The following is a 24,567-nucleotide window of genomic DNA, read 5'->3' as shown; positions in this document are numbered from 1 at the left end:
AGGCGCTGCGGAAGCTGAAGCATCCGAGCCGCAGCCGCAAGCTGCGCAGCTTCCTCGACAACTGACCAGGGGCGTCGCAGCGGAGCGCGCGGCATGAGCGTGGCGGCGGAGCGGACGGCGGCGGTCGCCGTCGATGTCACCTTCCTGCGGATGGACCGGCGGCCGGCCGATCCGCCGCTGCCGCTGCCGCCCGGGGCCACCGTGGTCGAGGCGACGCGCTGCACGACGGGCTTCTACCGCTACCTCTACGACACGGTCGGACACGACTATGTCTGGTGGCTGCGGCGGACGCTGACCGAGGCGGAGCTCGGCCGGGTGCTGGCCGATCCGGGCGTCACCATCCATGTACTCTACAAGGATGGCGAGCCGGCGGGTTTCTACGAGATCGACCGGCGCAACCGGCCGCTGGTCAACCTCTCCTATTTCGGGCTGATGCCGCATGCGATCGGCGCCGGCCTCGGGCGGGCCTTCCTCGGCCATGCCGTCGAGGCGGGCTGGGCGCAGGGCACGCGGGCGCTGACGGTGAATACCTGCACGGCGGACCATCCGCGGGCGCTGCCGAACTACCTGGCTGCGGGATTCGGGCGGCTCAGGACGGTGCGGGAGGTGTGGAACGTGCCGCTGCATCTCGGCCTGCCCATCCCGTCGCGGCTGCGGATCGGCTGAGCCGGGCCCATTGCATTCGGGTTGGCGAAGGCCCATACCTAGACCGTCAACCCGTCTGGTTCGGCCCGTTTCGTTTGCTCCCCCGGGAGCCCGAGCCTGGTTTCCGTCCCTCAAAGGCAGATTGGCCCGCCCCGCGATGGCGTGGGACGGCACCCTTGCATGATGGGATTCCCCGCATGTCTACCGGCACTGTTAAGTGGTTCAACGCGACCAAGGGCTACGGCTTCATCCAGCCCGAGGACGGTACCGCTGACGTTTTCGTCCACATCTCCGATGTCCAGCGCTCTGGCCTCCAGGGCCTGCAGGACGGCCAGCGCATCAGCTTCGACGTGCAGCGCGGCCAGCAGGGCAAGCTCTCCGCTTGCAACCTGAAGCTCGACTGAGCGAGGGGGCGGGCTTCGGCCCGCCTTTTTCTTTTCTACGGTGGCAGGAGGCCTGTATGGCTACGCATCTCTACACCGTCGGCCAGAATGTCGAATTCATCGCCGGCCGCTTCGATGGCAATGTGCCGCGCGGCCTCTACACCGTGGTGCGACAGCTCCCTGGCCCGGCGAATGTCCGCGAGTACCGGGTGAAGCACCAGCAGGACGGGCATGAGCGCGTGGTGCCCGAGAACCAGCTTCGCGGCGGACCGCCTGCCGCCTTCAGCTGAGCGGCCCAGGCGCGGTCACCGTAGCCGCTGCGGCATGAGGCCGGCGGCGTAGAATCACGTGTCCGGGCCTTCAGCACCGGAGCTCCAGGAGCAGCCGATGGCGCGCAGACCGAATTACGGCCAGCAGCGGTCCGAGGTGAATCGCGGCAAGCAGGCGAAGCAGGAAGCCAAGCAGCGAGAGCGCGAGGAGGCCGCGGCCCGCCGCAAGGCGGAGCGCGAAGGCGCCGGCCTACCGCCCGAGGACGAGCCTGCGGAGCAGGACAAATAAGCGCCGCTGCGGCGGCATGAGGATTGGATCATGGCCAAGCGCCGCGATGACGGGAAATACGTGTTGTTCGATGTCGCCTATGCGGATGGCAGCCGTGCCTCCAATCGCAAGGTGCTGACGGAGTTGCTGGGCGGCCTCGATGGCGACGACCCGGCGCGGGACGAGATCGAGGCGCAGGACAGGCGGATCGCCGAAGCCTCCGGCAAGCCGCAACGGGCCATTCTGACGCTGGCCCGGGCGGGTCGGTGATCGAACAAAGAGCCGGCGGAGCGATCCGCCGGCCCTTTCGCCTTGGGAGCCCGCCGCGCCGAGGCGCGGCGGCATTGCGGTGACTGCTCAGCTATGGGCGAGGATCGCCAGCAGCAAAAGCGCCACGATGTTGGTGATCTTGATCATCGGGTTGACCGCGGGGCCGGCCGTGTCCTTGTAGGGATCGCCCACCGTGTCGCCCGTCACCGCGGCCTTGTGGGCGTCCGAGCCTTTGCCGCCGTGATGGCCTTCCTCGATGTACTTCTTCGCATTGTCCCAGGCGCCGCCGCCGGTCGTCATCGAGACGGCGACGAAGAAGCCGGTGACGATGACGCCGAGCAGCATCGCTCCCAGCGCCTCGAAGCCCGCCGCCTTCCCGGCGATGGCCGTGATGCCGAAGTAGCAGACCAGCGGCGACAGCACCGGCAGCAGCGACGGGATGATCATCTCCTTGATCGCCGCCTTGGTGAGGATGTCGACGGCGCGGCCGTAATCGGGCCGGTCGGTGCCCTGCATGATGCCGGGCTTCTCGCGGAACTGCTTCCGCACCTCCTCCACCACCGCCATGGCGGCGCGGCCGACGGCGGTCATCGCCATGCCGCCGAAGAGGAAGGGCAGCGCGCCGCCGAAGAGCAGGCCCATCACCACATAGGGGCTGGTCAAGCTGAAGGTCAGCGCCCCGATCCCGGCGAAATAGGGGAAGCTCGCGGCGTTCGCCGAGAAATAGGCGAGGTCCTGGGTATAGGCGGCGAAGAGCACCAACGCGCCGAGGCCAGCCGAGCCGATCGCATAGCCCTTGGTCACCGCCTTCGTCGTGTTGCCGACGGCGTCCAGCGCATCCGTCGTGACGCGGATCTCCTTCGGCAGGCCGGCCATCTCGGCGATGCCGCCGGCATTGTCCGTCACCGGGCCGAAGGCGTCGAGCGCGACCACCATGCCGGCCAGCGCCAGCATCGTCGTCACCGCGATGGCGATGCCGTAGAGCCCCGCCAGGTTGTAGCTGAACAGCACGCCGGCGATGATGATGAGCGCCGGGATCGCGGTGCTCTCCATGCTGACGGCGAGGCCGCGGATGACGTTGGTGCCGTGGCCCGTCACCGAGCTTTCGGCGATGGCCTTGACCGGGCGGTAGTCGGTGCCGGTGTAGTACTCCGTCACCACGATGATGAGGCCGGTGACGATGAGGCCGACGAAGCCGCAGAGGAAGAGCGAGAAGGCGGTGAAATTGGCCCCGCCCGCGCTCAGCGTGCCGGTGCCGAAGACCAGGTAGCTCAGCGGCAGCAGCACGATCAGCGAGAGGACGCCGGTGACGATGAAGCCGCGGTACATCGCCCCCATGATGGAGTTGTTGGCCGGCAGCTTCACGAAATAGGTGCCGGCGATGGAGGTGACAACGCAGACCGCGCCGATGGTGAGCGGGAAGAGCATGCCGGCCGCCAGCATGTCGGTGGGGAAGGCGATCGCGGCGAGCACCATGGTCGCCACCATGGTCACGGCATAGGTCTCGAACAGGTCGGCGGCCATGCCGGCGCAGTCGCCCACGTTGTCGCCCACGTTGTCGGCGATGGTGGCGGGGTTGCGGGGGTCGTCCTCGGGGATGCCGGCCTCGACCTTGCCGACCATGTCGCCGCCGACATCGGCGCCCTTGGTGAAGATGCCGCCGCCGAGGCGGGCGAAGATCGAGATCAGCGAGGCGCCGAAGCCGAGCGCCACGAGCGCGTCGATGACCGGGCGGCTGTTCGGCGCATGGCCGACGAGGATCACCAGGATGAAGAAGTAGACGGCGACGCCGAGCAGGGCGAGGCCGGCGACCAGCATGCCGGTGATGGCGCCCGACTTGAAGGCGACGTCGAGCCCCGCGGCGAGCGAGGTGCTGGAGGCCTGGGCGGTGCGCACATTGGCCCGTACCGAGACGTTCATGCCGATGAAGCCCGCCAGGCCTGACAGCACCGCGCCGAGCAGGAAGCCCATGGCGACCCCGATGCCGAGCCAGAGCACGATCGCTGCGAACAGCACGATGCCGACGAGGCCGATGGTCATGTACTGGCGCTTCAGATAGGCCTGCGCGCCCTCCTGGATCGCCTGGGCGATCTCCTGCATGCGGGCGTTGCCCGCATCGAGCGCCATGACCTGCCTGGCGGTCACCACGCCATAGGCGAGGGACAGCCCCCCGAGCAGGATCACGAGCAGCAACGTCACTGTCATCAAGACGGAAGCCCCCCTAGGTTCGCCGCGCCCTTCTGGGGGCGCTGGTAGGGCGAGGCTAGGCGGGCAGCGGTAGCGGCGCAACGGTGTCCCTGGTGCATTCCGGCGCCATATCAGCAGTTGCGAGGCTTGTCGGGCGGCCGGCGTATCGTCACGATGGAGGGAGGAATTCCTTTGGGGGAAATGCGGATGATGCGGCGTGCTTTGCCGGCGCTGGCTCTGGCGCTCGGGCTGTGGACGGGGCCGGCGATGGCGCAGGATGTCGTGGAGAAGCGGGTTTTCGAGGGCGGCGCCTACCAGACCCGCGGCGGGGCGACCATCGCCAACCTCCGCATCGGCTACCAGACCATGGGGCGGCTGAATGCTGAGGGGACCAACGCCATCCTCATCTGCCACTTCTTCAGCGGCAACAGCCATGCCTTCGGGCGGCTCGCGGCGGGCGGGCCGGCGGGCTACTGGGATGCGATCATCGGCCCGGGCAAGCCGATCGACACGGACCGGTACTTCGTCGTCTCGGCCGATACGCTGGTCAACGTGAACGTGCCGGATGCGAACACCGTGACGACGGGGCCGGCGAGCATCAACCCAGATACCGGCCGGCCCTATGCCCTGACCTTCCCCGTCGTCTCCATGCGCGATTTCGTCGAGACGCAGAAGCGGCTGCTGGACAGCCTCGGGGTCAAGCGCCTGGCGATGGTCGCAGGGCCGTCGAATGGCGGGCTGCAGAGCATCGAATGGGCGGCCGCCTATCCGGGCTTCATTGAGCGGGTGATGCCCGTCATCGCCGCCGATATCGATGCCTGGATGCAGGGCTGGCTCGACATCTGGGAGGCGCCGATCCGCCTCGACCCGAACTGGGCGGAGGGCAATTACTACGGCCCAGGGCGGGAGGCGCCGCTGCGCGGCCTGGCGGAGGCCTGGAAGATCGTCACCCTGCATGCGCGCGACCGGCCCTGGGCCAGGCAGTATGACCGGCGGGTGCCGGAGGGGCAGGACCCGGCGCGGCGGATCGGCGACCGCTTCGCCATCGAGCGCTGGCTCGACGACGCGGCGGCGGCGCGGGCGCGCACCTCGGACGCGAACTCCTTCCTCTACATGGTGCGGGCGAACCAGCTCTTCCTGAACGAGTACCCAAGCTTCGCCGCGGCGCTCTCGGGCGGGCCGGCGCGCTGGCTGGTGATCTCGGCGCCGACCGACCGGGTCTTCGTCGCGGATGGCGTGCGCGAGTTCGTGGAGACGCTGCGCGGGGCGGGCAAGCAGGTGGAGGCGGCGGAGCTCGACGGGCCGCTCGGCCATCTGAACGGCGTGGTCGGGATGGCGCCGGCCGGGGATCGGATCAGGGCCTTCCTGGCGCAGTGACCGTCCTTGGCGCGGGTTCCGTTCGCATAGGCTCACGCAACCCGCTCTAGCCTGTCGTTTGATTGAGCACATACCTCCGATCAGGTGGCATCACCTGATCGGAGTTTGCTCTAGTGCAGCGGCAGCAGGGCGGGCGCCGGCTCGGCCTGCGCGCCGATGACCTTCTCGATGGCCCGGATGAGGTGATTGATCTCGAAGGGCTTGAGCACCAGGGCGAGCGGCCCGCCCTGGCCGGAGAGCAGGACCTCCCGCCCGTTCGGGGGCAGGAAGCCGGTCATGACCACCACCGGCAGGTCGGGGCGCTGAGTGCGGAGGCGGGGAATCAGCTCCCACCCCGTCATGCGCGGCATGGCGAGGTCGGTGACCAGGACGTCGAATCCATGGAGTTCGGCCATGCGCATGGCCTCCTCGCCATCCGAGGCGAGCAGGACGTCGTAGCCGAGCTCGCTCAGCACGTCCTCGACGACCATGGCGGCGAGGGGCTCGTCCTCGGCCACCAGGACGCGTATGCCGTTCCTTGATCCCAGCGCCTGATCCATGTCAGCCCCAATACGCCGTTCCTGCAACCTCGATGGGATCGCATGCCGCATTACGCCTATCGCTGGTTTAGCCGATCATTGGTGCAGGCAATTTCAAGTTCCGTTGAGCGCACGGGTAAATCAGCCGCTGTGGCGGATCTGCATTGGGGGCAGGGTCAGACCGCCATCCGGTACTCGGCAGGCGCCGGCTGGCCCGCGGCGGGCGGGACGCCGAGCCGGGCGTAGAGGGCGGCGAGCCTCGCGGCATAGCGCTCCGCGCTGAAGAGCGCGGCCCGCTGCGGGCCGGCCTGGGCGAGCCGGGCGCGGAGCAGCTCGTCCCGGTCCATGGCCTGGATCGCCTGCACCAGGCTGCTGATGTCGTAGGGGTCGATCGTCAGCGCCGCATCGCCCACCACCTCCGGCATGGAGGCGGTGTTGGAGGTGATGACCGGCGTGCCGAGCAGCATCGCCTCGAGGGCGGGCAGGCCGAAGCCCTCGTAAAGCGAGGGGAAGAGCACGCCGCGGGCGCCGCGGATCAGGTTCACCAGGAGGCGGAAGGGGGCGTAGTCGAGCAGCATGATCTTGTGCCGGGTGCGGAGCGTCATTCCCTCCTGCACCAGGTAGCGGATATGGTCGTCGAACATGAGGCGCAGCTCCTCCTCCGACTTCCAGGCCTTCTTGCCGACGATGACGAGCGGGCCCTCGACGCCGCTGGCGAGGAAGGCCTGGATCATGCGGCCGACATTCTTCTTCGGCTCGATGGCGCCGAAGAAGAGCCAGTACCCGCCGGCCTCGAGGCCGAAGCTGCCCTGCACTTCGGCGGCGACCTGGTGCATCGGCGCGTCGGTGAACTTCCGGGGGATGTCGACGGCCTGGTAGGTGTTGGTGACGCGCTCCTCCGGCACGCCGAGCAGGCTGACGATGTCCCGCTTCGAGGCCTCGGAGACGGTGACGATGTGGTCGGCCTCGCGGCCGAGGCGGCGGTTCAGCCGGTAGTAGCGGCGCTTGTTGTCGAGCGTCGTATAGGGCAGGCGCAGCGGCACCAGGTCGTGCATCGTGTAGATGTTGCGCGTGCCCTTGGCGTGGAGCGGCAGCGGATAGGTCCAGTGCATGAGCTGCGGGGGCTTCGGGATCTCCACCCGGAGCTCGCGGCCGAAGATGCGGTAATGCGCATGGGCCTGCTGGAACAGGTCGCGGGTGTTCCAGATCTCGTCGAAATGCGGCAGGCGGTCGCGGAAGGTGGTGGCGATCACCTGGCCGGTGATGGGCACCGGCACCGCGAGCTCGCCGACCGGGGCGCGCAGCATGCGCTTCGCCCTGCGGAGCGCGACGAGCCATTGCGGCGGGTCGCCGACGCGCTCGTCGAAGAAGGCGATCTCGCGAATTAGCGGGTCGAGCGAGGGCGCGGCGCGGGTGCCGTAGAGCACGCCAACCTCGGCGCCGAGCGCCCCCATCGCCAGGCTGAGGTTGCGCGCATAGGTCGCGACGCCGGTGCCCTGGCCGAGGGCGAGGTTGTAGCCGTCGAGGAAGAGGCGGGGCCGGGCCTGGGAGGTCATGCGAGGGCCTTCGGGATCGGGGGCGTCGGGTCGAGTTGCACAGAAAGTTGAAGAAGAGAAAAGGGACCCACTATTTCCGAAACATTCACCGTTCCATGTTATCCCTTGTGGCGCGGTAAAAGCGGGTGTCTTATCGCCTGGTTGGTTCGGGAGCCTAACGTGGCGCGGTCCTCGGAAAGGGTTGTTGACTTGGCGGCCTCGGAGGCCGCCCTCCCGCTGCGCAGCGCTGCTGCTCTCGGCATGGTTGATCTTGCCGTTCTTATCATCCGCGCAAGCGCCATCCTCCTGCTGATGTTGCCGATTCTCCTCCTGCTGCTCGCATTCTCTTGAGCGCAACGCGCTGATGGAGGATACCGGCAGCCAGACAGCGGCGGTTTAACCGCAAGCTGATCTGGTTGACCGCGAGGATCCGTCGGATGGACATCATGACCTGGGCCGGCGGCATCGACGCCGGGGCCGACCCCGATGCGGCGTTGACCCGGGCCGACGCCCTGCGGGATGCCGGCGCCTGGGCCGAGGCCGCCTCCGCCTATGCCGCCTTCCTCCGCTCGCGGCCCAGGGAATGGTCGATCCGGGTCCAGTACGGGCACTGCCTGAAGGAGGCCGGGGACCCGCATGCGGCGCTGCTCGCCTATCGCGATGCGGAGCGGGAATGCCCCGCGGATGGCGACATCCATCTCCAGATCGGCCATGCGCTGAAGCTGCTCGGCCGACAGGATGAGGCGCTCGAGGAATATGCCAGGGCGCTGACCCTCGATCCGGCCAGCGACGCGGCGCGGGGCGAGTTGCTGGCGCTGCACGCGGCCGCGGTCGAGGAGCGCGCGCTCGCCTCGGCGGCCGCGCTGCCGGCGGTGCCGGCCGGGCGGGCGGCGGCGGGCTCCCTCATCTTCGACGCGTCCGACCTGCTCGACTATTTCCGCCACAACCGGGCACCGACCGGCATCCAGCGCGTCCAGCTGAACGTCATCCGCGAGGCGCTGGCGGCGGCGGATGCCGGGGGCGTCGCCATCGTCGGCTTCGATGCCGCCATGGGGGAGTGGAAGCCGCTGGCGCCGGCGCTGTTCCTCCGGCTCGCGGCGCTGTCGCGGGAGGGCAGCGCGGTCGGGGACCCCGCCTGGCGGGCGGTCCTTCAAGCGGTGGAGGAGGCGCTGCGGGAGGCGCCGCCGCTCGACGTCCTGCCGGGGGCGAGCCTGGTCAATCTCGGCACCTCCTGGTGGATTCCCGACTACCTGCGCGTGGTGCGGCAGGCCCAGGCGCGGTTCGGCCTGCGCTACATCCCCTTCATCCATGACTGCATCCCGCTGCTGGTGCCGGAGCATTGCCCGGGCGGGCTCGTCGATGAATTCGCCCGTTGGTTCGCCTCGGTCTGCCTGCATGCCGATGCGGTGCTGACCAATTCCGAGTGCACCCGGGCGGATTTCCGGCGGGCGCAGCGGCGGCTGCTGCCGGGACTCGAGATCCCGGCCTTCACCGTGCCGCTGGATGCCGCCGACCCGCCCACCGGCGGCGGTGCGCTGCCGCCGCTGCTGCGCTCCGGCCGGCCCTATGTACTCTTCGTCGGCACCATCGAGTCGCGGAAGAACCACCTGCTCGCCTTCAACGCCTGGCTCGGGCTGCTGCGCCGGCATGGGGCGGAGGCGGTGCCGGACCTCGTCTGCGTCGGCAAGCAGGGCTGGCTGGCCGAGGCGGCGCTGCAGCTGCACCGGAACTCGCCGGCGCTCCGGGCCAAGGTGCACCTGCTGCACGGCGTGCCGGATACCGAGCTGAGCGCGCTGTACCGGGGCTGCCTCTTCACCCTCTACAACAGCTTCTACGAGGGCTGGGGCCTGCCGGTGACGGAGAGCCTGGCGGCCGGCAAGGTGCCGCTGGTGCCGGACCATTCCTCGCTGCGCGAGGCGGGGCGGGACAGCGCCGTCTACTTCACCCCGCAGAGCGAGCCCGACCTGGTGGCGAAGCTGGAGCGGCTGGTCTTCGAGCCGGGCTTCCGGGCGGGGCGGGAGGCGGCGCTGGCCGCCGCCCCGCCGCCGCGGCCCTGGGCGGAGGTCGCGGCCCAGGTCCAGGCCGCGGTGCGGGAGGCGGGGCGCATCCGCCTGCCGGCGCCGCGCGAGCGGCTCGCCTGCCGGCTGGGCGAGGTGCATGCGCTGCGGCTGCTGCCGGGGCCGGAGCCGAGCCCCGCCATGGCGATGGCCGACCTGCTGCGCGACGGCGAGGGCTGGCACAATCTGGAGGATTGGGGGGTCTGGACCGGCCCCGGGCGGAGCCTGCTGCGCCTGCCGCTGGAGCCGGAGGCCGAGGCCGGGCGGCTGCGGGTCTATCTCGAACTGCTGGCGCCGCCGCAGGCTCTCGCCTTCCGCATCCGCGCCGGGATGCGGGGCACGGCGCCCGGCGCCTCCCGCGAGGTGGCGGCGGCGGCGGGCGAGGCGCTGTTCTGCATGCTCGAGGTCGAGGCGGCGGCGGGCGGCGAGATCGAGGTGGAGATTGAGGTCGACCGCGGCGTGACGCTGCCGGACGGGCGGCAGGCCGGGATCGGGGTGCGCAGCCTGATGGCCTGCCGGCGGGACGACCTGGCGGCGCGGCTCGACTACCTGGAGCGGGCGGCGCTGCCGCGGATGGTCGCCGCCTGACAGCCGGCTTCCTGCGCCGGACATGGAAAACCCCTCCCGGGCGGCCTGCCCGGGAGGGGTTTTTCGTCAGGCCCCGCCGCTCAGAGGAAGATGCGGGTCGAGACGGCGATCTGGTAGAGCAGGCCGAGCAGGTCGCTGCCGATCTGGAAGGCCTTGGGGTCGAGCCGCGGCAGGACGATCAGCTCGTCGCCCGGGCGCAGGTTCTCTCGCGGCTCCAGCACCAGCTCGCCGCTGGCGCGGCGGATCATGATCGACCCCTCGCTGCCGCGCGGGGTGAAGCCGCCGGCGGCGCGGACGTAATCGGCGAGGCGCATGTCCTGACGCCAGATGACGGCATGCGGGGCCGTCACCTCGCCGGCGACCAGCACGGTCTGCGAGCGCTCGGGGATGACGATGACGTCGCCATCCTCGAGCCGGATCGGCGCGCAGCGGCCGTCGCCGTCGGAGACGACGACGCGGCCCTCCGGCTGGGTGCGCCGGGCGCGCTGGATGTAGGAGGAGACGAGGTTGGCCTCGCTCGCCCGGATCGCCGCGACGCCGGTGGTCGGCGAGACGGCGAGGAAGAGCTGGCGCTCCAGCCTATCGAGCGCCTCGTCGATCGCGCGGCGCTGCTGCTGGGCGATCGAGGGGCGGAGGAGGAAGACCGAGCGGGTATCGGCCAGCACCGGGTCCACCGCGATGTGGTCGAGCAGCTGGCAGAGCTGGGTGTCGCGCTCGGCGACCAGCACCGAGGGGCCGATGCGGCTGCCCTCGACAGTGACGCGCACCGTCCGCGCCGGGCTGTCGGTGATGAAGGTGACGGTGTCCTGGTCAGCAAGGGTCTGGCCGGCGAGCTCCGTCAGCGTCGCGTAGCGGGAGAAGGGCTGGCCGCTGCGGGTGCCGCGCACCACGGCATTCGTTGCGGAGGGGAGGGGCCGAGCATAGTCGATCAGCTCGCGCCCTGTCATGGCGCGGCCGGGCACCTCGAAGAGGTAGTTGTTGCGCACCGCGCCATCGGCGCCGACGACCGCGCGCTGGCGGGCGACGACGATGGTGTCGCCCTCCTGCAGGCGGAGCTGCGGCAGCGTGCCCTCGGTCAGGAAGCGGTAGAGGTCGACATTGGCGACGTTGCGGCCGCCGCGCTGGATGGCGATCTCGCGGTAGGAACCGCGGCCAGGGTCGACGCCGCCGGCGCGCACCAGGAAGTCGATCACGCTGTCCGCCGCGGAGCCGCCGAAGCGGCCGGGGGTGCGGACGAAGCCGGTGACGAAGACGCCGATGCGCTGCGTGGACAGCAGCACGGCATAGACCTGGACCTGGCTGGTGTAGACCTTCTGCACCTCGCCCTCAACCACGCGCTGCAGGTCGCCAGCGCGGGTGCCGGCGACGCGGATCGGGCCGATATTCGGCAGGAACAGGTTGCCCGAGGGGTCGACGACGCCCATCGCCTCCGCCTCCACGGCGCCCCAGACGCGGAGCGAGACGCGGTCGCCGGGGACGATGACGTAGTTCGGGTTGGGCGCGTCGGAGACGGCGGTCGCCTCGCGGGTGAAGAGGCTGGCGCCGAAGACGGCGGTGACGCCGGCGGCGCGCTGGCCGTCGCCGAGCGGGCCGACCGCGACCGGGCCGCCCTCCGATTCCGTCACCTGCCCGGCGCGGGAGACGACGCGCTCCGAGCCCAGCAGGTTCGGCAGGGTCTGCACCACGCCGGTGCTCGGCGCCCCCATGCCGGCGCGGCCCTGGGCGGCGAGGCCGGCGGCCGACTGGTTCAGCAGTTGCTGCTGCTGGTTCATCTGGTAGGCCTGCAGCGGGGTCTGCGCCGCGGCCGGGGCTGCGGCCAGCAGCGCGGCGGCGAGGAGGGTGCTGCGCATCGCGTCAGGCCGCATGTTCGCGCATGCCGGCGACGAGCAGCCAGGCCAGCCCATAGGCGACGGAGAGGGCGAGGAAGATGTACAGCACGGTGAGGGTCGCCTTCGGGTAGCGGGCATATTCCGCGAGGTTCGGCTCGACCACGCGGAGCAGGAAGAGCTGCTGGCGCTGGGCATCGGCCCGCGCCTTCTCGAGCGAGGCGGTGGCGGAGGCGAGCTGGCCACGCGCCAGCTCCCGCTCCAGGCTCAGCCGCTCGAAGTCGCCGATCTGCTGGGAAAGGCCGGCCTCGCCGATGCTGACGCGCTCGCGCTCCTCGCGGGCCTGGGCGCCCAGCGCCTCGACGCGGTTGCGCAGCGTGGTCAGGCGCGGGTTGTCGGCGCGGGCGAAGCGCTGCGCCTCGGCCAGCTCGGCGCGGGCCTGGGCCAGGGCGCCGTCGAGCTTGCCGATGGTCTCGACGGCGACGGCGGCGGAGCGCGTCGGGTCGACCGCGCGCTCGCGCTCGCGGAACTGGCTCATGCCGAGCTGCGCGGCGGTCAGGCGGGCCTCGGCGCGGGCCAGCTCCTCGCGCGCGACGCGGAGGCTGTCCTGCTGCAGGCGCTCGTTCAGCCGGTTCACCATGGCCTCCGAGAGGTCGAGCAGGGCGGTGGCGACGCCGCGCGAATCCTCGGCGCGGAAGCTGCGGACATGGAGGGCGGTGATGCCGCTGGTCGTGTCGTACTCGACCGTCACCATGCGGCGGAAGTAGTCGAGCAGCCGCTCGGCATTCGGCTCCTCCCACCAGAGGCGGGCGATCGGGTCGGCCTCGGGGCGACGGAAGATGTCGACGAGGGGCAGCCTCTGGCGCAGCGAGGCGACGGCGTCATGCGATTGCAGGTAGTCGCGGATGCCCATCGCATCCTCGGCCGAGGGGCGGAGGGCGCCGCCGGACATCATGTCGCCGAGCCCGCCCAGGCTGGGCGCCGCGGGGGCGCGGCCGCGGATCAGGTAGCGCGCCTCGCTGTCGTATTGCGGGGCGGCGATGCCGAGGAGGTAGGCGCCGGCGATCGCGGTCGGCAGGATGACGGTGAGGCCATAGGCATGGCGCCTCGCCCAGCGGCGCAGCCTGGCGCCGAGCGCGGGGCGCGGGACGGGCCCCGACCAGCCGGCGCCGTCGAGCGCATCCGCGGCGTCAGACCGTTTGGTAGACGGCGATCGCCTGGTCCAGATCGTCATATCGGGTCAGCCTACCATCGTTGAGGACCGCGGCCGTGGTGCAGAAGGCCCGCACCGTGTCCGCCTGGTGGGATACGAGGAGCAGCGTGCTCCGGGCCTGGCGCTCGGCCAGCGCCTTGCGGCAGCGCTCGCCGAAGCGGGAATCGCCGACGGCGATCACCTCGTCCACCAGGTAGCATTCGAAGTCGACGGCGAGCGACAGGGCGAAGCCGAGCCGCATGATCATGCCCGAGGAATAGGTCCTGACCGGCAGGCGGTAGTACTCGCCGAGCTCGGCGAAATCCTCGACGAACTCCACCGTCTCCCCGATCGGCTTGCCGTAGATCCGGGCGATGAAGCGGGCATTGTCGGCGCCGGTGATGCTGTAGTGCATCGCGCCCGCGAAGCCGAGCGGCCAGGAGACGCTCATCCCCCGGTCGACCTTGCCGCGGGTCGGGTATTCGACGCCGGCGATGAGCCGCAGCAGGGTGGTCTTGCCGGCGCCGTTGCGGCCGAGGATGCCGACCTTCTCGCCGGGGTGGAAGGTGGCGTCGATCCCGCGCAGCACGGGCCGCGGCCCGAGATGGGTCTTGTAGGCCTTGTGGATGTCGTGCAGGCGGATCATCGGCTAGAGCACGAGGTCGCGGCGGGCGGCACGGATGGCGGCCATGCCGAGCAGGTTGGTGCCGGCGATCCAGGCGAGGACATAGCCGATGTCGTAGGTCGTCGGCACGGCGCCGCCGAAATGCCCTTCGCGGATCAGCTCGAAGACATGCACGCTCGGGATCCAGAGGGCGAGCCGCTGCGCCTCGTAGGGCAGCCAGAAGACCATCCAGAAGGCGCCGAGCAGCGGCATCGACAGGTAGGTGACGAGGTGGACCAGGCGCTCGAACAGCTCGGTGTAGACGGCGCCGGCCGAGACCAGCAGCGAGACGCCGTGCGAGAGCAGCAGCATCAGCACCATGCCGAACAGCATCTTGAACGGGTCCGACGGCCAATGGCCGAAGACGATGCCAAAGAAGACCAGGAAGACCACCAGCGCGCCGAGCACGGCGGCGCCCTCGAGCAGGTTCCGCGCCAGCAGGATGTCGTGGATGGTGACGTTGCGGTGGTAGAGCAGCGACTGGTTGGCCTGGATGCCGAAGGGCGCCCGGTTGATGATGCCGCGCAGCAGGTAGAAGGGGATGTAGGCGACGACCCAGAACTCGAAGGGGTTCAGCCCGCCCGGCATGGCATGGGCGATGACGTAGTGCAGCGTGCCGAGCGCGCCGCCGAGCAGCGCGGGCTCCACGAAAAGCCAGAGATAGCCGAGATTGTCGCGGCCGAACCGCGTGCCGAGCTCGCGCAGCAGCAGCGCGCCGACGACGCGCAGCTGGCAGGCGAGGGCGTCGCCCATCCGGGCGCGGGGCCGGGCCGGGGCGGACGCGGGCAGGGCGGCGCCGCTCACGGGCGCTGCAGGCCGCCGCCCCGGAGCAGCGGACGGGCCTCGGCCCATTGGCCGTCCGCGCCGCAGACCAGACGGGTCCGCTCGCCGATGCCGGCGCCGACCAGCAGCTCGCGGCATTCGCGGCCGCTGGCGGCGTTGTAGGCGCGCACCACGCGGACCAGGGCGGGGCCGCCGCCGGGGAGGGCGAGGGTGGTCTCGGCGCCGGGCTGGGCGGTGGCGGCGAAGGCGACGAGCGGGTCCATCGGCGCGGCTGCGGCGACCGGCGCGGCGGGGGTGCCCGGTGCCGTGGCGGCGGTGCAGCCGGCGAGCAGGCCAAGCCCCAGAACCATCGGGACGAGCCGCGCCATCTGCGTCCGGCCGGGACGGGCATAGCCAGAGTTGCACAGCATCACGATCAATGGCCCCCCGATCCCTTTACCAAAACGCGAGCCAAGGACAAGCTTTCTTCCTGCGACAGGCGGGCCGGTTCACCCCTATAGGCTTGGGTCCGTAAACGATGCCTTAACCGAAGCCCGGCATTCCGCCATCGTTCCGGTTTCGTTTTGGGAGCGACGCGATGCCGCTGGTTGCCGGGACAAGCCTCGCCCATCTCGTCGTCACCGGGGCGTCGCGCGGGCTCGGGGCGGCGCTGGCGCTGCGGCTGGCGCAACCGGGGCGGCGGCTGGGGCTGATTGCCCGCGGCGCGGCGGCGCTCGGCGAGACCGCGGCGGCCTGCCAGGCGCGGGGGGCCGTGGTGGAGACGGCGGCGCTCGACGTGCGGGAGGCGGCGGCCATGGCGGCCTGCCTCGCGGGGTGGGAGGCAGCGGCGCCGGTCGATGCCGTCATCGCCAATGCGGGAATCAGCGGCGGCACCGGGCCGGATGGCCGGCCCGAGGGGCATGCCGCGGCCAGCGCGCAGATCGCCGTCAACCTGATGGGGGCCGTCAACCTGGTGGAGCCGGCGCTGCCGGGGATGCTCTCGCGCGGCCGGGGCTCCGTGCTGCTGGTCGGGTCGGTGGCGGGGTTCGTCGGCCTGCCGGACAGCCCGGCCTATTCGGCGAGCAAGGCGGGGCTCTGGGCCTATGGCGAGGCGCTCAGGGCGGCGCATGGGCCGGCCGGGCTGCGGGTGACGGTGGCGGCGCCGGGCTTCTTCGAGAGCGCGATGTCGGCGCGCTTCCTCGGCCGGCATCCGCTCGAGCTGCCGGTGGAGGCGGTGGCGGCGCGGCTGGAGCGGGCCCTGCTCCGCGGCGAGGGCAGGGTGGCGATGCCCTGGGGGCTGGCGGCGGCGCTGCGCGGGCTGGCCCTGCTGCCGGCCCCGGTGGCGGACCGGCTGGTGCGGCGCTTCCGCTTCCGGATCGCGCCGGAGGACCAGGGACCGTCAGGCGAGGCCCGGGGCTGAGCGCCGGCGCAGCGCAGCCGCCTCAGACGGGTGGCGTCATGTCCTTCCACGGCGCGGCGCGCTCAAAGGCGGCGGCGGCGCGGTAGAGCAGGGCTTCGCGGAAGCCTGGGGCGACCAGCTGCATCCCGAGGGGCAGGCCGGCCTCGCGGCTCAGGCCGCACATCAGGCCGATGGCCGGGTGGCCGGTGACGTTGAAGGGCGTGCGGGCCTGGCGGGAATAGGTGCGCTCCACCTCCGTGGCATCGTCGATGCGGCAGGCGGGATCCATGGAGCTGGCGCAGAGCAGCAGGTCGGCCTCGGCGAAGGCGGCTTCGACGGCGGCGACCAGCGCGCGGCGGCGGCGCTGGGCCTGCACGTAGTCGGCGCCGGTGACGAACATGCCCGGCAGCAGGCGGCGGCGGGTGATGCGGGCATAGTCGCCCGGGCGCTCGCGCAGCCAGGCCTCGTGGATGGCGGTCGCCTCGGCGAGCATGATGGTGCGGTTGACCCCGGCGAACTCGCCGAGCGGCGGCAGGACCAGGTTCGTCACCCGGGCGCCCTCGGCGGCGAGGAGGGCGGCGGCGGCCTCCAGGGCGGCGGCCGTCTCGGGCGTCGCCGGCTGGTCGTGCTCGTGGAAGTGGCGGACGAAGCCGATGCGGAGGCCCTTCAGGCCCTTGTGGAGGTCGCGCGTGTAGTCCTCGGGCGGGTGCGGGGCGCTGCCCGGGTCGGCGGGGTCGTGGCCGGCGATGGCGTTCAGCAGCAGGGCATTGTCGCGCACCGTGCGCGTCATCGGCCCGACATGGTCGAGGGTGAAGGAGAGCGGGAAGACGCCGCGGCGGGAGACCAGTCCGTAGGTCGGCTTCAGCCCGACCAGGCCGCAATGGCTGGCCGGATGGCGGACGGAGCCGCCGGTGTCGGTGCCGAGGGCCGCCGGCAGCATCCGCGCCGCGACGGCGGCGCCCGAGCCGGAGGAGGAGCCGCCCGGATGGTGCGCCGCATTCCACGGATTGCGGGCGGGCGGGAAGGGCAGGTCGAAGGCCGGCCCGCCGATGGCGAATTCATGCGTCGCCAGCTTGGCCGGGAAGAGGGCGCCGGCGGCGCGGAGGCGGGCCGTCGCATGCCCGTCCTCGGCGGCGACGCGGTCGAGCTGCAGCTTCGAGTGGCAGGTGGTCGGGTGGCCGGCGAGGTCGATGATGTCCTTCAGCCCGACCGGGATGCCGTGCAGCGGGCTGCGCGGGCCGCCGCGGGAGATCTCGGCCTCGGCGGCGCGGGCATCGGCCATCGCTTCCTCGGCGAGGAGGCGGATGACCGCGTCGAGGCGCGGCTCCACGGCCGCGATGCGGTCGAGGCAGGATTGCAGCAGCTCGACCGGCGAGAGGCGGCGGGCGGCGATGAGGGCGGCGGCCTCGGCCAGCGGCAGGGTGTGCGGCGCGCTCATGCCTCCCCCTGGGGCTTCGCCGGGGCGCGGTAGGGCGGGATGGGCTCGGCGGCGGGGTTCGCCGGGCGGGCGAAGGCGCCGCGGAAGCGGGCGGCGAGGGCGATCGCCTCCTCCACATCGGCGCGGTGGTCCCGCCAGGCGCGGTCGAGGCCGGCGGCCTTCGCCAGGGTCTCGGCATCCTCCGCCATTCCGCTGCCCTTCTCGCTGCGGCGGCGATGGTGGCGCAAAAGAGGAGGGCGCGGAACCCTGGCAGGCGCCGCCGGGATGGGCAGGAGGCCCGGCCTTACCGGCGAAGGGACGGGGTGCCGCGGTGTGGGGGGCCCGGCACCGTTGCGGGGATGGCGGCTTTCGTCGGCACCCGGCGGGGGCTATGCAGGACGCATCGCCAGGCGGGAGGAAGGGACATGCCGTCGCCACAGGGGCTGCCGCTCGCGGGGCTCAGGATCGTCGAGCTCGGGCACTACATCGCGGCGCCCTTCGCCACGCGGCTGCTGGCCGATCTCGGGGCCGAGGTGATCAAGGTCGAGCCGCCGGACGGCGACCCGGTACGCGGCTGGGGCTCCGCGGTCGACGGGCATGCCGTCTGGTTCAGCGTGCACGGGCGGAACAAGCTCTCGGTGACGCTCAACCTGAAGAGCGAGGCGGACAAGGCCAAGCTGCGGCGGCTGCTGGCGCGGGCGGACGGGCTGGTCGAGAATTTCCGCCCCGGCCAGCTCGAGCGCTACGGCTTCGGACCGGAGGCGCTGCATGCGGTCAATCCGCGCCTCGTCATCGCGCGGATCAGCGGCTACGGGCAGGACGGGCCCTACCGCGACAAGCCGGCCTTCGGGGCGATCGGCGAGGCGATGGGCGGCCTCCGGCACCTCACCGCCAATCCGGGGCAGACGGAGCTGCCGCCGCCGCGCTGCGGCGTCTCGATCAGCGACGACCTGGCGGGGATGTATGCCGCGATGGGGCTGGTCGCGGCCTGCTGGCAGGTGAAGGGCAACCCGGAGGCGCGCGGGCGCGTCATCGATGTCGACCTCGTCAGCAGCGTCTTCTCGCTGATGGAGGGGATGCTGCCGGAATACGGGCTGTTCGGCTGGGTGCGGCAGCCGCAGGGCGCGGCGATCAAGACCGCGGCGCCGACCAACACCTATCCTTGCGCCGATGGGAAGTGGCTTTGCATCGCGGGCAATTCCGACCTCATCTTCCGCCGGCTGATGGCCGCCATCGGCAAGGCGGAGGCGGCGAGCGACCCGCGCTTCGCCACCAACGCGCTGCGCTGCGAGAATGTCGCCGAGCTCGACGGGATGATCGCCGGCTGGACCCGGACCCTGCCGGCCGCCGAGGCGGAGGCCGTGCTGGAGGGGGCGGAGGTGCCGTGCTCGCGCCTCTACGACATGCGGGACTGCGCGGAGGATCCGCATTTCCGCGCGCGGGGGCTGGTGATGCCGGTGGAGGACCCGCTGCTCGGCCAGGTGCTGCATCCGGCGGCGCCCTTCCGCTTCGACGGCGTCGCGCCGCGCGAGATGGTGCGCTGGACGGGGCCGGCGGCCGGGGCGCACAACGCGCATGTCTTCGAGGAATTGCTGGAGGAGGGCGAGGGATGAGCAGGGTCGCATTGTCGGAGGTCGCGCCGCGCGACGGGCTGCAATCCATCGGGGCCTTCGTGCCGACGGAGACCAAGATCGGCCTCGTGCGCGCCTGCTACGAGGCGGGCCTCAGGCGGATGGAGGTGGGCAGCTTCGTCTCGCCCAAGGCCATCCCGCAGATGGCGGATACCGGCGCCGTGCTGCAATTCGCCAAGCAGCTCGAGGGGCTGGAATGCACGGTGCTGGTGCCGAACCGGCGCGGCTTCGAGGCGGCGATGGCGGCGGGCGCCGACCGGCTCGGCCTCTTCATGTCGGTGACCGAGAGCCACAACAAGGCGAACCTCAACCGCAGCCGGGCGGAAAGCCTGGCCGACCTCTCGGCCATCGTGCGGGAGGCGCCGAAGGGGACGCCGATCCGCTTCAACCTGTCCTGCGCCTTCCACTGCCCCTTCGAGGGGGTGGTGCCGGAGCAGGCGACGCTCGACCTGGTGGAGCAGGTGGTGGCGCTCGACCCGGAGATGGAGGTCGCCATCTGCGACACCACGGGGAATGCGGCGCCGGACCAGGTGCGGCGGATCTTCGAGCGGGCGATCGCGGCCTGGGGCAAGCGCTTCGCCTTCCATGGGCACGACACCTACGGGATGGGCGTCGCCAATGTGGTCGCGGCGTATGAGGCGGGGGTGAGGGTGATGGACGCGGCCTCTGGCGGCATCGGCGGCTGCCCCTTCGCGCCGGGGGCGACGGGCAACGTGGCGATGGAGGACGTCGCCTGGATGTTCGGCCGGATGGGCATCGAGACGGGCGTGACATGGGACCGGCTGCTCGTCGCCGCCGACATGGCCGCCGCCGTGCCGGGCGCCGTGCCCGGAGGCGCCATGCGCCGCGTCCCCGCCGCCCGCAGGGCGGCGTAACGCAGAGAAAGCGAAGGGGGCCCGGGGGAAGCGCCTTCCCCCGGACTGTCTTCCTTAGCGCTTGCGCGCCGGCGTCCGGCTCTGCCGCGGCGGCGGCGCGGGCGGGGCGGGAGGCGCCGGCGGGGCCGTGTAGGTCACGTTGACAGCAACCCGCATCGTCGCGTTGCCCGGCTTGAGCTGGACGGTGAAGTTGTCCGTCCCGCCGAAGGCGGCGTTCGGGGTGTAGTCCACGCGCGTGTTGTCGCCGACGGTGTGGATATGGACGCGGCCGTTCTGCGGGCGGCTCTGCACCGTGCCATAGGCGAAGGGCTTCGCCCCGGACTGGGCGACGGTGATGCCGCACCAGCCGCCATCGTTGTCGACGGTCATCGTCGTCTCGACCTGCTGCCCGGCCGAGAGCACCGCGGCCTGCGGCACGGTGCAGGTCTTGGCGCCGCCGGCGAGGTCGTTGGCGTAGAGGCGCGCGCCGGTCGCGGCCTGGCGGGCCTCCTGCTGCGGGGCGCAGGCGGCGAGCAGGGCGGCCAGGGCGAGCGGGCCGGCAAGGGGAAGGCGAAGGCTCATCGCGTATGGGTTCCAGCGGTGCGGCGGGCCGGGGTGGCGGCGCGCGGGGCAGGCGCGCCCTGGCAGGCGGTGGCGCCGGAGGAAAGCAGGTCCTTGCCGGCGGCGTAGCCGGGGAGGTCATCCGCGCTCTGCAGCGCCATCACCTCGTCGAAGAGGCCGCCATTGCGCGAGCAGTAGTCGCTGCCGAGCGAGCGGGCGACGTTGGAGCGCACATTGGCCAGCTCGGTGATGTAGATGTCGTTCTGCCGCTGGCCGGGGCGGGTGCCGCCATGGGTGCGGATGAAGTACTGGCCGAAGGCGCGGCCGTTCTGCGCCAGCACGGGCTGGTACTTCGTGACGAAGGCGTTGTAGCGGTCTTCCTGCTTGCAGGTGGTGGCGACCACCATCAGCTCGGTCTTCAGCGCCTCGATCTCGAAGACGGTTTGGTCGGTGTCGGCGGCGCAGCGCGGCAGGGCGCTGGCGGGCTGGGCGGCGAGCAGCGCGCCGGCCATGAGCAGCGCCACCGGCGCGGCGGCGGGGCGGCGACGCGGCCGCCTGTTCGATTCGGTCATACCTGGCCCTTCCTGAGCAAGTGCGGGCCCTGTCCCTCCGGCCGGCGAAGCCGGCGCGGCTGGAATTTCCCCCCGCATGCGCGCCGTCTTTCGCATAAACGGCGGGCTTGGGCGAGGGGTTGATGATGGCGTTTCAGTCATGCGTCGCAAACCCCTGATCGGGCATGGTTTCCGCCTGGCTCGACCGGTGGTTTCGGCTATCATGCGGCGGGCCGGGGGGCCTTGGGGGCAGGATTCGCCGCGATGCGATGGGGGATGCTGCTGGCGCTGCTCGCGCTCGCTGCCTGCGGGACCGCGCAGGCGCCGCGGACCGGCGCCGAGGGGGCCGGGGCTTGGAGCTGCGTGCCCTATGTGCGAGCGCGGACCGGCCTGCCGATCCGCGGCGATGCCTGGGAGTGGTGGGGCGGCGGCGCGGCCTATGCGCGGGACCGGGTGCCGCGGGCCGGCAGCGTGCTGGTGATGATGCGCACCGCGCGGCTGCCGCAGGGGCATGTCTCGGTGGTCGCGCGGGTGGTCTCGGCGCGGGAGATCCGCGTCGACCACGCCAATTGGGCCTCCGGGCGGGGCAAGGGGCGGGTGGCGCGGGACCAGCCGGTGCTCGACATCTCGCCGGGCAACGACTGGTCCCAGCTGCGGGTCTGGTATCCGCCGGTCGGCGGCTACGGGGCCACGGCCTATCCGGCCTATGGCTTCATCCACCCGGGCTAGCTGCGGATCATCGGGCAGGCACCCTCGGCGAGCGGGCGGAAGGCCTGGTCGGCCGGGACGGTGGCGGCGAGGCGGTAGACATCGCCGGGATAGCGGCTCTCGCCGGGCTTCTTCACCTCGAGCAGGTAGGAAGGGTGGATCTTGCGGCCATCCTCGCGGATGGAGCCCTGGCCGAAGGCGTCGTCATCGGTCGGCATGCGCTTCATCTGCGCCACCACCTCGCGCCCGCTGGCCTTGGCGCGGGCGATGCCGAGCGCCTCGACGGCCTTCAGGTAGTGGAGGATGCCGCTGTAGTTGGCGGCATGGACGTAGTTGGGGAAGACGCCGGCGGGCAGCTTCTGCTGCACGCGGCGGGTGAAGGCGCGGGTGCGGTCGTCGAGGTCCCACCAGAAGGTCTCGGCGATGTACATCCCCTGCATGGTCTGCAGGCCGGCCGCGTTGACGCCGGTGATGGAGCCGATGATGGCGGCGAGCTTCATGCTGCGGGTGAGGCCGAATTCCTGCGCCTGCTTCACGCAGTTCACCAGGTCGTCGCCGGCCATGGCGAGGCCGAGGATCTTGGCGCCCGATGCCTTCGCCTGGAGCAGGAAGGCCGAGAAGTCCGTCGTTTGCGGGAAGGGATAGCGGGAGGCGCCGATCATCCTGCCGCCGGCCGCCTCGATGAAGCGGGTGGTGTCGCGCTCGATCGCGTGGCCGAAGGCGTAGTCGGCGGTGATGAAGTACCAGCGGTCGCCGCCGGCCTTGGTCAGCGCGGTGCCGGAGGTGTTGGAGAGGCACCAGGTGTCATAGGCCCAATGGATCGAGTTCGGCGTGCAGGCGCGGCCGGTGAGGTCCGAGGTGCCGGCGGAGGCATTGAGATGCACCTTGTCCTTCTCGACGCAGACCGGGTTGATGCCGAGGGCGATGGCGCTGTTGCCGACATCGGTGACGACATCGACGCCGCGCTGGTCGAACCACTGGCGGACGGTGTTGATGCCGACATCAGGCTTGTTCTGGTGGTCGGCGGCGATGACCTCGACGCGGAGGCCGGGGCGCGTCGCGGTGTATTCCTCGACCGCCTGGCGGACGCAGGCGACGGAAGTCGGGCCCGTCACGTCGCGATAGGGGCCGGCGAGGTCGGTCAGCACGCCGATGCGGATGACATCGGCGGGCTGGGCGCGCAGGGCCGGGGCGGCGAGCAGGCCGGCGGTGGCGCCGAGCGCGGCGCGGCGGGTCAGATGCATGGACGAGGTCTCCCAGTGGCGGCCCTTGGCCGGGACGCTCTGCGGAGCAGCCTAGAGGTTGTCACCCTTTGCGGTACAGGGTGTGGATCGCCGGGTCGAGCGCAACGTCGAGCAGCATGGGCGTGCGGGAGGCGAAGGCCGCGGCGAGGGCGGGGGCAAGCTCGGCCGGATCGGCGACCTGCCGCGCGGGGCAGCCCATGCCGGCGGCGAGGCTTGGGAAGTCGAGGCCGGGAAGGTCGATGCCGGGGGCATTCTCCACGCCGAGGACGCGGCTGAAGGAACGCATGGCGCCATAGCCGCCGTTGTTCAGCACGATGACGGTGAGCGGCAGGGCTTCGCGGACGGCGGTCCAGAGCGCCTGGATGGAGTACATCATCGAGCCGTCGCCGATCACGGCGACGACGCGGCGGCCGGGATGGGCGAGGGCGACGCCGACCGCGGCCGGCAGGCCATAGCCGAGGCCGCCGCTCGCCATGGTGTAGAAGCCGCCCCAGTCGCGGATCGGCAGGTGCTGCTGGATCGCCGGGCGGTGGGAGGGGGCTTCCTCGACGATGATCGAGTTCGCGGGGCGCGCCGCAGCGAGGCCGTGGAGCAGGTATTCGACGGGGATCGGCCTGGCCGCCGCAGGGGCCGGCGGGCGCGGGCATGGCGGCGGAGCGGGGCGGCGGCTCTCCGGCAGCAGCGCGGCGAGGGCGGGGAGGCCGAGGCGGAGGCTGCCGAGGATGCCGGTGCCGGAGGGGGCGGCGGCGATCGCCTCGCCATCCGCCGTCATCTGGATCAGGGGCGGCAGGCGGTAGCCGCCGGCGACGTGGAAGGTGAAGACGGGGGCGCCGAGGACCAGGACGAGGTCATGGGCGGCGAGCCCGGCGGTGACGGCGTTCGGCGCGGCGGCGAGGAAGCCGGCGAAGAGCGGATGCTCCTCCGGGAAGCTGGTGCGGCTGGAGAAGGGGCTCGCCAGGACGGGGGCGTTGAGACGCTCGGCCAGCGCCACGGCGGCGGGGCCGGCGCCGGCGGCATCCACCTCGGGGCCGATGACGAGGACGGGGTTGCGGCTGGCGGCGAGCGCCGCGGCGGCCTCCCGCAGCAGCTCGGGGTCGGGCCCGGCGTCGCGGCCGGTGCGGCGGGGCGGGAGGGGCTCGGCGGGGGCTGACCAGTCATCCATCGGGATGGAGACGAAGGTCGGGCCGCAGGGCGGCTGCATGGCGATGTGCCAGGCATGGGCGAGGGCGGCGGGCACGTCCTCGGCGCGGGCGGGCTCGACGGACCACTTCACATAGGGCTTCGGGAATTGCGCTGCCTCGGTGGCGCCGAGGAAGGGGTTCATCGGCAGCAGGCTGCGGGCCTGCTGGCCGGCGGTGATCACCAGCGGCGCCTGGTTGCGGTAGGCGGTGAAGATGCTGCCGGCGGCATGGCCGACGCCGACCGCCGAATGCAGCGAGCAGAAGGCGGCGCGGCCGGTGGCGCGGGCATAGCCGTCCGCCATGGCGACGACGGAGGACTCCTGAAGGCCGAGGATATAGCGCAGGTCGTTCGGCCAGCGGTCGAGGAAGGGCAGCTCGGTCGAGCCGGGATTGCCGAAGACGGTCGTCATGCCGCAGTCGCGGAGCAGCTGCATGACGGCATGGCGGACGGTGCTGGTGCCGGGCGTGCTCATCGGGGAA

General features: G+C 71.7%; 26 protein-coding genes. 12 read left to right on the top strand and 14 right to left on the bottom strand.

The annotated features are described in order from the left end of the window. Nucleotides 1-93: 93 nt before the first annotated feature. The 5 genes from AC5JJ1_RS09755 (at nucleotide 94) to AC5JJ1_RS09735 (ending at nucleotide 1,835) form a co-directional block, all read left to right on the top strand. Nucleotides 94-666, top strand: coding sequence for a GNAT family N-acetyltransferase (locus tag AC5JJ1_RS09755; protein ID WP_495784925.1), 573 nt, complete (start codon nucleotides 94-96; stop codon nucleotides 664-666). A 176-nt stretch (nucleotides 667-842) separates the two neighbouring features. Beyond that, complete coding sequence (locus AC5JJ1_RS09750; RefSeq protein ID WP_495784924.1) at nucleotides 843-1,049, top strand: cold-shock protein; 207 nt, start codon at nucleotides 843-845, stop codon at nucleotides 1,047-1,049. A gap of 56 nt (nucleotides 1,050-1,105) precedes the next feature. Continuing rightward, the gene (locus AC5JJ1_RS09745; protein WP_495784923.1) at nucleotides 1,106-1,318 is read left to right on the top strand and encodes a hypothetical protein; all 213 of its coding nucleotides are present in this window, start codon (nucleotides 1,106-1,108) and stop codon (nucleotides 1,316-1,318) included. Between the two features lie 97 nt (nucleotides 1,319-1,415). Next, nucleotides 1,416-1,586, top strand: a complete 171-nt coding sequence (locus tag AC5JJ1_RS09740) for a hypothetical protein (protein ID WP_495784922.1) — start codon at nucleotides 1,416-1,418, stop codon at nucleotides 1,584-1,586. 30 nt (nucleotides 1,587-1,616) lie between these two features. Next, nucleotides 1,617-1,835: a hypothetical protein gene (locus AC5JJ1_RS09735; RefSeq protein ID WP_495784921.1), complete on the top strand. Its 219-nt coding sequence runs from the start codon at nucleotides 1,617-1,619 to the stop codon at nucleotides 1,833-1,835. A gap of 87 nt (nucleotides 1,836-1,922) precedes the next feature. On the opposite strand, the gene AC5JJ1_RS09730 is transcribed toward AC5JJ1_RS09735, so the two are convergent. Further along, nucleotides 1,923-4,040 (bottom strand): sodium-translocating pyrophosphatase, encoded by a 2,118-nt coding sequence (locus AC5JJ1_RS09730; protein WP_495784920.1) that lies wholly within the window; start codon nucleotides 4,038-4,040, stop codon nucleotides 1,923-1,925. A 189-nt stretch (nucleotides 4,041-4,229) separates the two neighbouring features. Between AC5JJ1_RS09730 and AC5JJ1_RS09725 the strand changes: the two genes are divergently transcribed. Further along, nucleotides 4,230-5,399 carry an E22 family MetX-like putative esterase gene (locus AC5JJ1_RS09725; RefSeq protein ID WP_495784919.1) on the top strand — a complete coding sequence of 390 codons (1,170 nt, stop codon included), beginning with the start codon at nucleotides 4,230-4,232 and terminating at the stop codon, nucleotides 5,397-5,399. A gap of 110 nt (nucleotides 5,400-5,509) precedes the next feature. On the opposite strand, the gene AC5JJ1_RS09720 is transcribed toward AC5JJ1_RS09725, so the two are convergent. Both AC5JJ1_RS09720 and AC5JJ1_RS09715 read right to left on the bottom strand, forming a co-directional pair. Continuing rightward, nucleotides 5,510-5,896: a response regulator gene (locus AC5JJ1_RS09720; protein ID WP_495784918.1), complete on the bottom strand. Its 387-nt coding sequence runs from the start codon at nucleotides 5,894-5,896 to the stop codon at nucleotides 5,510-5,512. A 197-nt stretch (nucleotides 5,897-6,093) separates the two neighbouring features. Further along, nucleotides 6,094-7,473, bottom strand: coding sequence for a glycosyltransferase family 4 protein (locus AC5JJ1_RS09715; protein WP_495784917.1), 1,380 nt, complete (start codon nucleotides 7,471-7,473; stop codon nucleotides 6,094-6,096). A 189-nt stretch (nucleotides 7,474-7,662) separates the two neighbouring features. Between AC5JJ1_RS09715 and AC5JJ1_RS09710 the strand changes: the two genes are divergently transcribed. Together AC5JJ1_RS09710 and AC5JJ1_RS09705 are read left to right on the top strand one after the other, a co-directional pair. After that, nucleotides 7,663-7,803, top strand: a complete 141-nt coding sequence (locus tag AC5JJ1_RS09710) for a hypothetical protein (protein ID WP_495784916.1) — start codon at nucleotides 7,663-7,665, stop codon at nucleotides 7,801-7,803. A gap of 86 nt (nucleotides 7,804-7,889) precedes the next feature. Continuing rightward, nucleotides 7,890-10,097 (top strand): glycosyltransferase family 4 protein, encoded by a 2,208-nt coding sequence (locus AC5JJ1_RS09705; protein ID WP_495784915.1) that lies wholly within the window; start codon nucleotides 7,890-7,892, stop codon nucleotides 10,095-10,097. An 80-nt stretch (nucleotides 10,098-10,177) separates the two neighbouring features. On the opposite strand, the gene AC5JJ1_RS09700 is transcribed toward AC5JJ1_RS09705, so the two are convergent. Genes AC5JJ1_RS09700 through AC5JJ1_RS09680 form a run of 5 tightly spaced genes read right to left on the bottom strand, consistent with a single transcriptional unit; the run spans nucleotide 10,178 to nucleotide 14,972 of the window. Next, nucleotides 10,178-11,947 (bottom strand): polysaccharide biosynthesis/export family protein, encoded by a 1,770-nt coding sequence (locus AC5JJ1_RS09700; protein WP_495784914.1) that lies wholly within the window; start codon nucleotides 11,945-11,947, stop codon nucleotides 10,178-10,180. Nucleotides 11,948-11,951: 4 nt separating this feature from the next. Continuing rightward, the gene (locus AC5JJ1_RS09695; protein WP_495784913.1) at nucleotides 11,952-13,157 is read right to left on the bottom strand and encodes a KpsE/RkpR family capsule polysaccharide export protein; all 1,206 of its coding nucleotides are present in this window, start codon (nucleotides 13,155-13,157) and stop codon (nucleotides 11,952-11,954) included. Then, nucleotides 13,114-13,761: an ABC transporter ATP-binding protein gene (locus AC5JJ1_RS09690; protein WP_495784912.1), complete on the bottom strand. Its 648-nt coding sequence runs from the start codon at nucleotides 13,759-13,761 to the stop codon at nucleotides 13,114-13,116. Before AC5JJ1_RS09690 ends, AC5JJ1_RS09695 begins: the two co-directional genes overlap by 44 nt. Before the next feature lie 3 nt (nucleotides 13,762-13,764). Then, a complete protein-coding gene (locus tag AC5JJ1_RS09685; protein ID WP_495784911.1) occupies nucleotides 13,765-14,583 on the bottom strand; it encodes an ABC transporter permease in 819 nt (272 codons plus the stop codon). Next, nucleotides 14,580-14,972 (bottom strand): RT0821/Lpp0805 family surface protein, encoded by a 393-nt coding sequence (locus AC5JJ1_RS09680; RefSeq protein WP_495784910.1) that lies wholly within the window; start codon nucleotides 14,970-14,972, stop codon nucleotides 14,580-14,582. The genes AC5JJ1_RS09685 and AC5JJ1_RS09680 overlap by 4 nt, the downstream gene beginning before the upstream one ends. A 167-nt stretch (nucleotides 14,973-15,139) precedes the next feature. On the opposite strand from AC5JJ1_RS09680, the gene AC5JJ1_RS09675 reads away from it, so the two are divergent. Beyond that, nucleotides 15,140-15,961 (top strand): SDR family NAD(P)-dependent oxidoreductase, encoded by an 822-nt coding sequence (locus AC5JJ1_RS09675; RefSeq protein ID WP_495784909.1) that lies wholly within the window; start codon nucleotides 15,140-15,142, stop codon nucleotides 15,959-15,961. Between the two features lie 22 nt (nucleotides 15,962-15,983). On the opposite strand, the gene AC5JJ1_RS09670 is transcribed toward AC5JJ1_RS09675, so the two are convergent. Together AC5JJ1_RS09670 and AC5JJ1_RS09665 are read right to left on the bottom strand one after the other, a co-directional pair. Beyond that, entirely contained in the window at nucleotides 15,984-17,378 is a 1,395-nt protein-coding gene (locus AC5JJ1_RS09670; protein ID WP_495784908.1) for an amidase, read from the bottom strand. Continuing rightward, entirely contained in the window at nucleotides 17,375-17,566 is a 192-nt protein-coding gene (locus AC5JJ1_RS09665; protein ID WP_495784907.1) for a hypothetical protein, read from the bottom strand. The genes AC5JJ1_RS09670 and AC5JJ1_RS09665 overlap by 4 nt, the downstream gene beginning before the upstream one ends. A gap of 216 nt (nucleotides 17,567-17,782) precedes the next feature. On the opposite strand from AC5JJ1_RS09665, the gene AC5JJ1_RS09660 reads away from it, so the two are divergent. Both AC5JJ1_RS09660 and AC5JJ1_RS09655 read left to right on the top strand, forming a co-directional pair. After that, on the top strand, nucleotides 17,783-18,970 hold the full coding sequence (locus AC5JJ1_RS09660) for a CaiB/BaiF CoA transferase family protein (RefSeq protein ID WP_495784906.1): 1,188 nt from the start codon (nucleotides 17,783-17,785) through the stop codon (nucleotides 18,968-18,970). Next, a complete protein-coding gene (locus AC5JJ1_RS09655) occupies nucleotides 18,967-19,863 on the top strand; it encodes a hydroxymethylglutaryl-CoA lyase (protein WP_495784905.1) in 897 nt (298 codons plus the stop codon). The genes AC5JJ1_RS09660 and AC5JJ1_RS09655 overlap by 4 nt, the downstream gene beginning before the upstream one ends. A 54-nt stretch (nucleotides 19,864-19,917) precedes the next feature. Here the strand turns inward: AC5JJ1_RS09655 and AC5JJ1_RS09650 are convergent, their stop codons facing one another. Both AC5JJ1_RS09650 and AC5JJ1_RS09645 read right to left on the bottom strand, forming a co-directional pair. Beyond that, nucleotides 19,918-20,424 (bottom strand): Ig-like domain-containing protein, encoded by a 507-nt coding sequence (locus AC5JJ1_RS09650; RefSeq protein WP_495784904.1) that lies wholly within the window; start codon nucleotides 20,422-20,424, stop codon nucleotides 19,918-19,920. Then, entirely contained in the window at nucleotides 20,421-20,975 is a 555-nt protein-coding gene (locus AC5JJ1_RS09645) for a hypothetical protein (protein WP_495784903.1), read from the bottom strand. Before AC5JJ1_RS09645 ends, AC5JJ1_RS09650 begins: the two co-directional genes overlap by 4 nt. Nucleotides 20,976-21,218: 243 nt before the next feature. On the opposite strand from AC5JJ1_RS09645, the gene AC5JJ1_RS09640 reads away from it, so the two are divergent. Then, nucleotides 21,219-21,683, top strand: coding sequence for a CHAP domain-containing protein (locus tag AC5JJ1_RS09640; protein ID WP_495784902.1), 465 nt, complete (start codon nucleotides 21,219-21,221; stop codon nucleotides 21,681-21,683). Here the strand turns inward: AC5JJ1_RS09640 and AC5JJ1_RS09635 are convergent. Both AC5JJ1_RS09635 and mdlC read right to left on the bottom strand, forming a co-directional pair. Next, nucleotides 21,680-22,906: an ABC transporter substrate-binding protein gene (locus AC5JJ1_RS09635; protein WP_495784901.1), complete on the bottom strand. Its 1,227-nt coding sequence runs from the start codon at nucleotides 22,904-22,906 to the stop codon at nucleotides 21,680-21,682. The genes AC5JJ1_RS09640 and AC5JJ1_RS09635 overlap by 4 nt on opposite strands. A gap of 61 nt (nucleotides 22,907-22,967) precedes the next feature. Further along, nucleotides 22,968-24,560, bottom strand: a complete 1,593-nt coding sequence (gene mdlC, locus AC5JJ1_RS09630; RefSeq protein ID WP_495784900.1) for a benzoylformate decarboxylase — start codon at nucleotides 24,558-24,560, stop codon at nucleotides 22,968-22,970. Nucleotides 24,561-24,567 lie beyond the last annotated feature (7 nt).

The organism is Belnapia sp., assembly GCF_059504005.1.
This window is presented reverse-complemented; position numbering and strand designations above follow the sequence as displayed.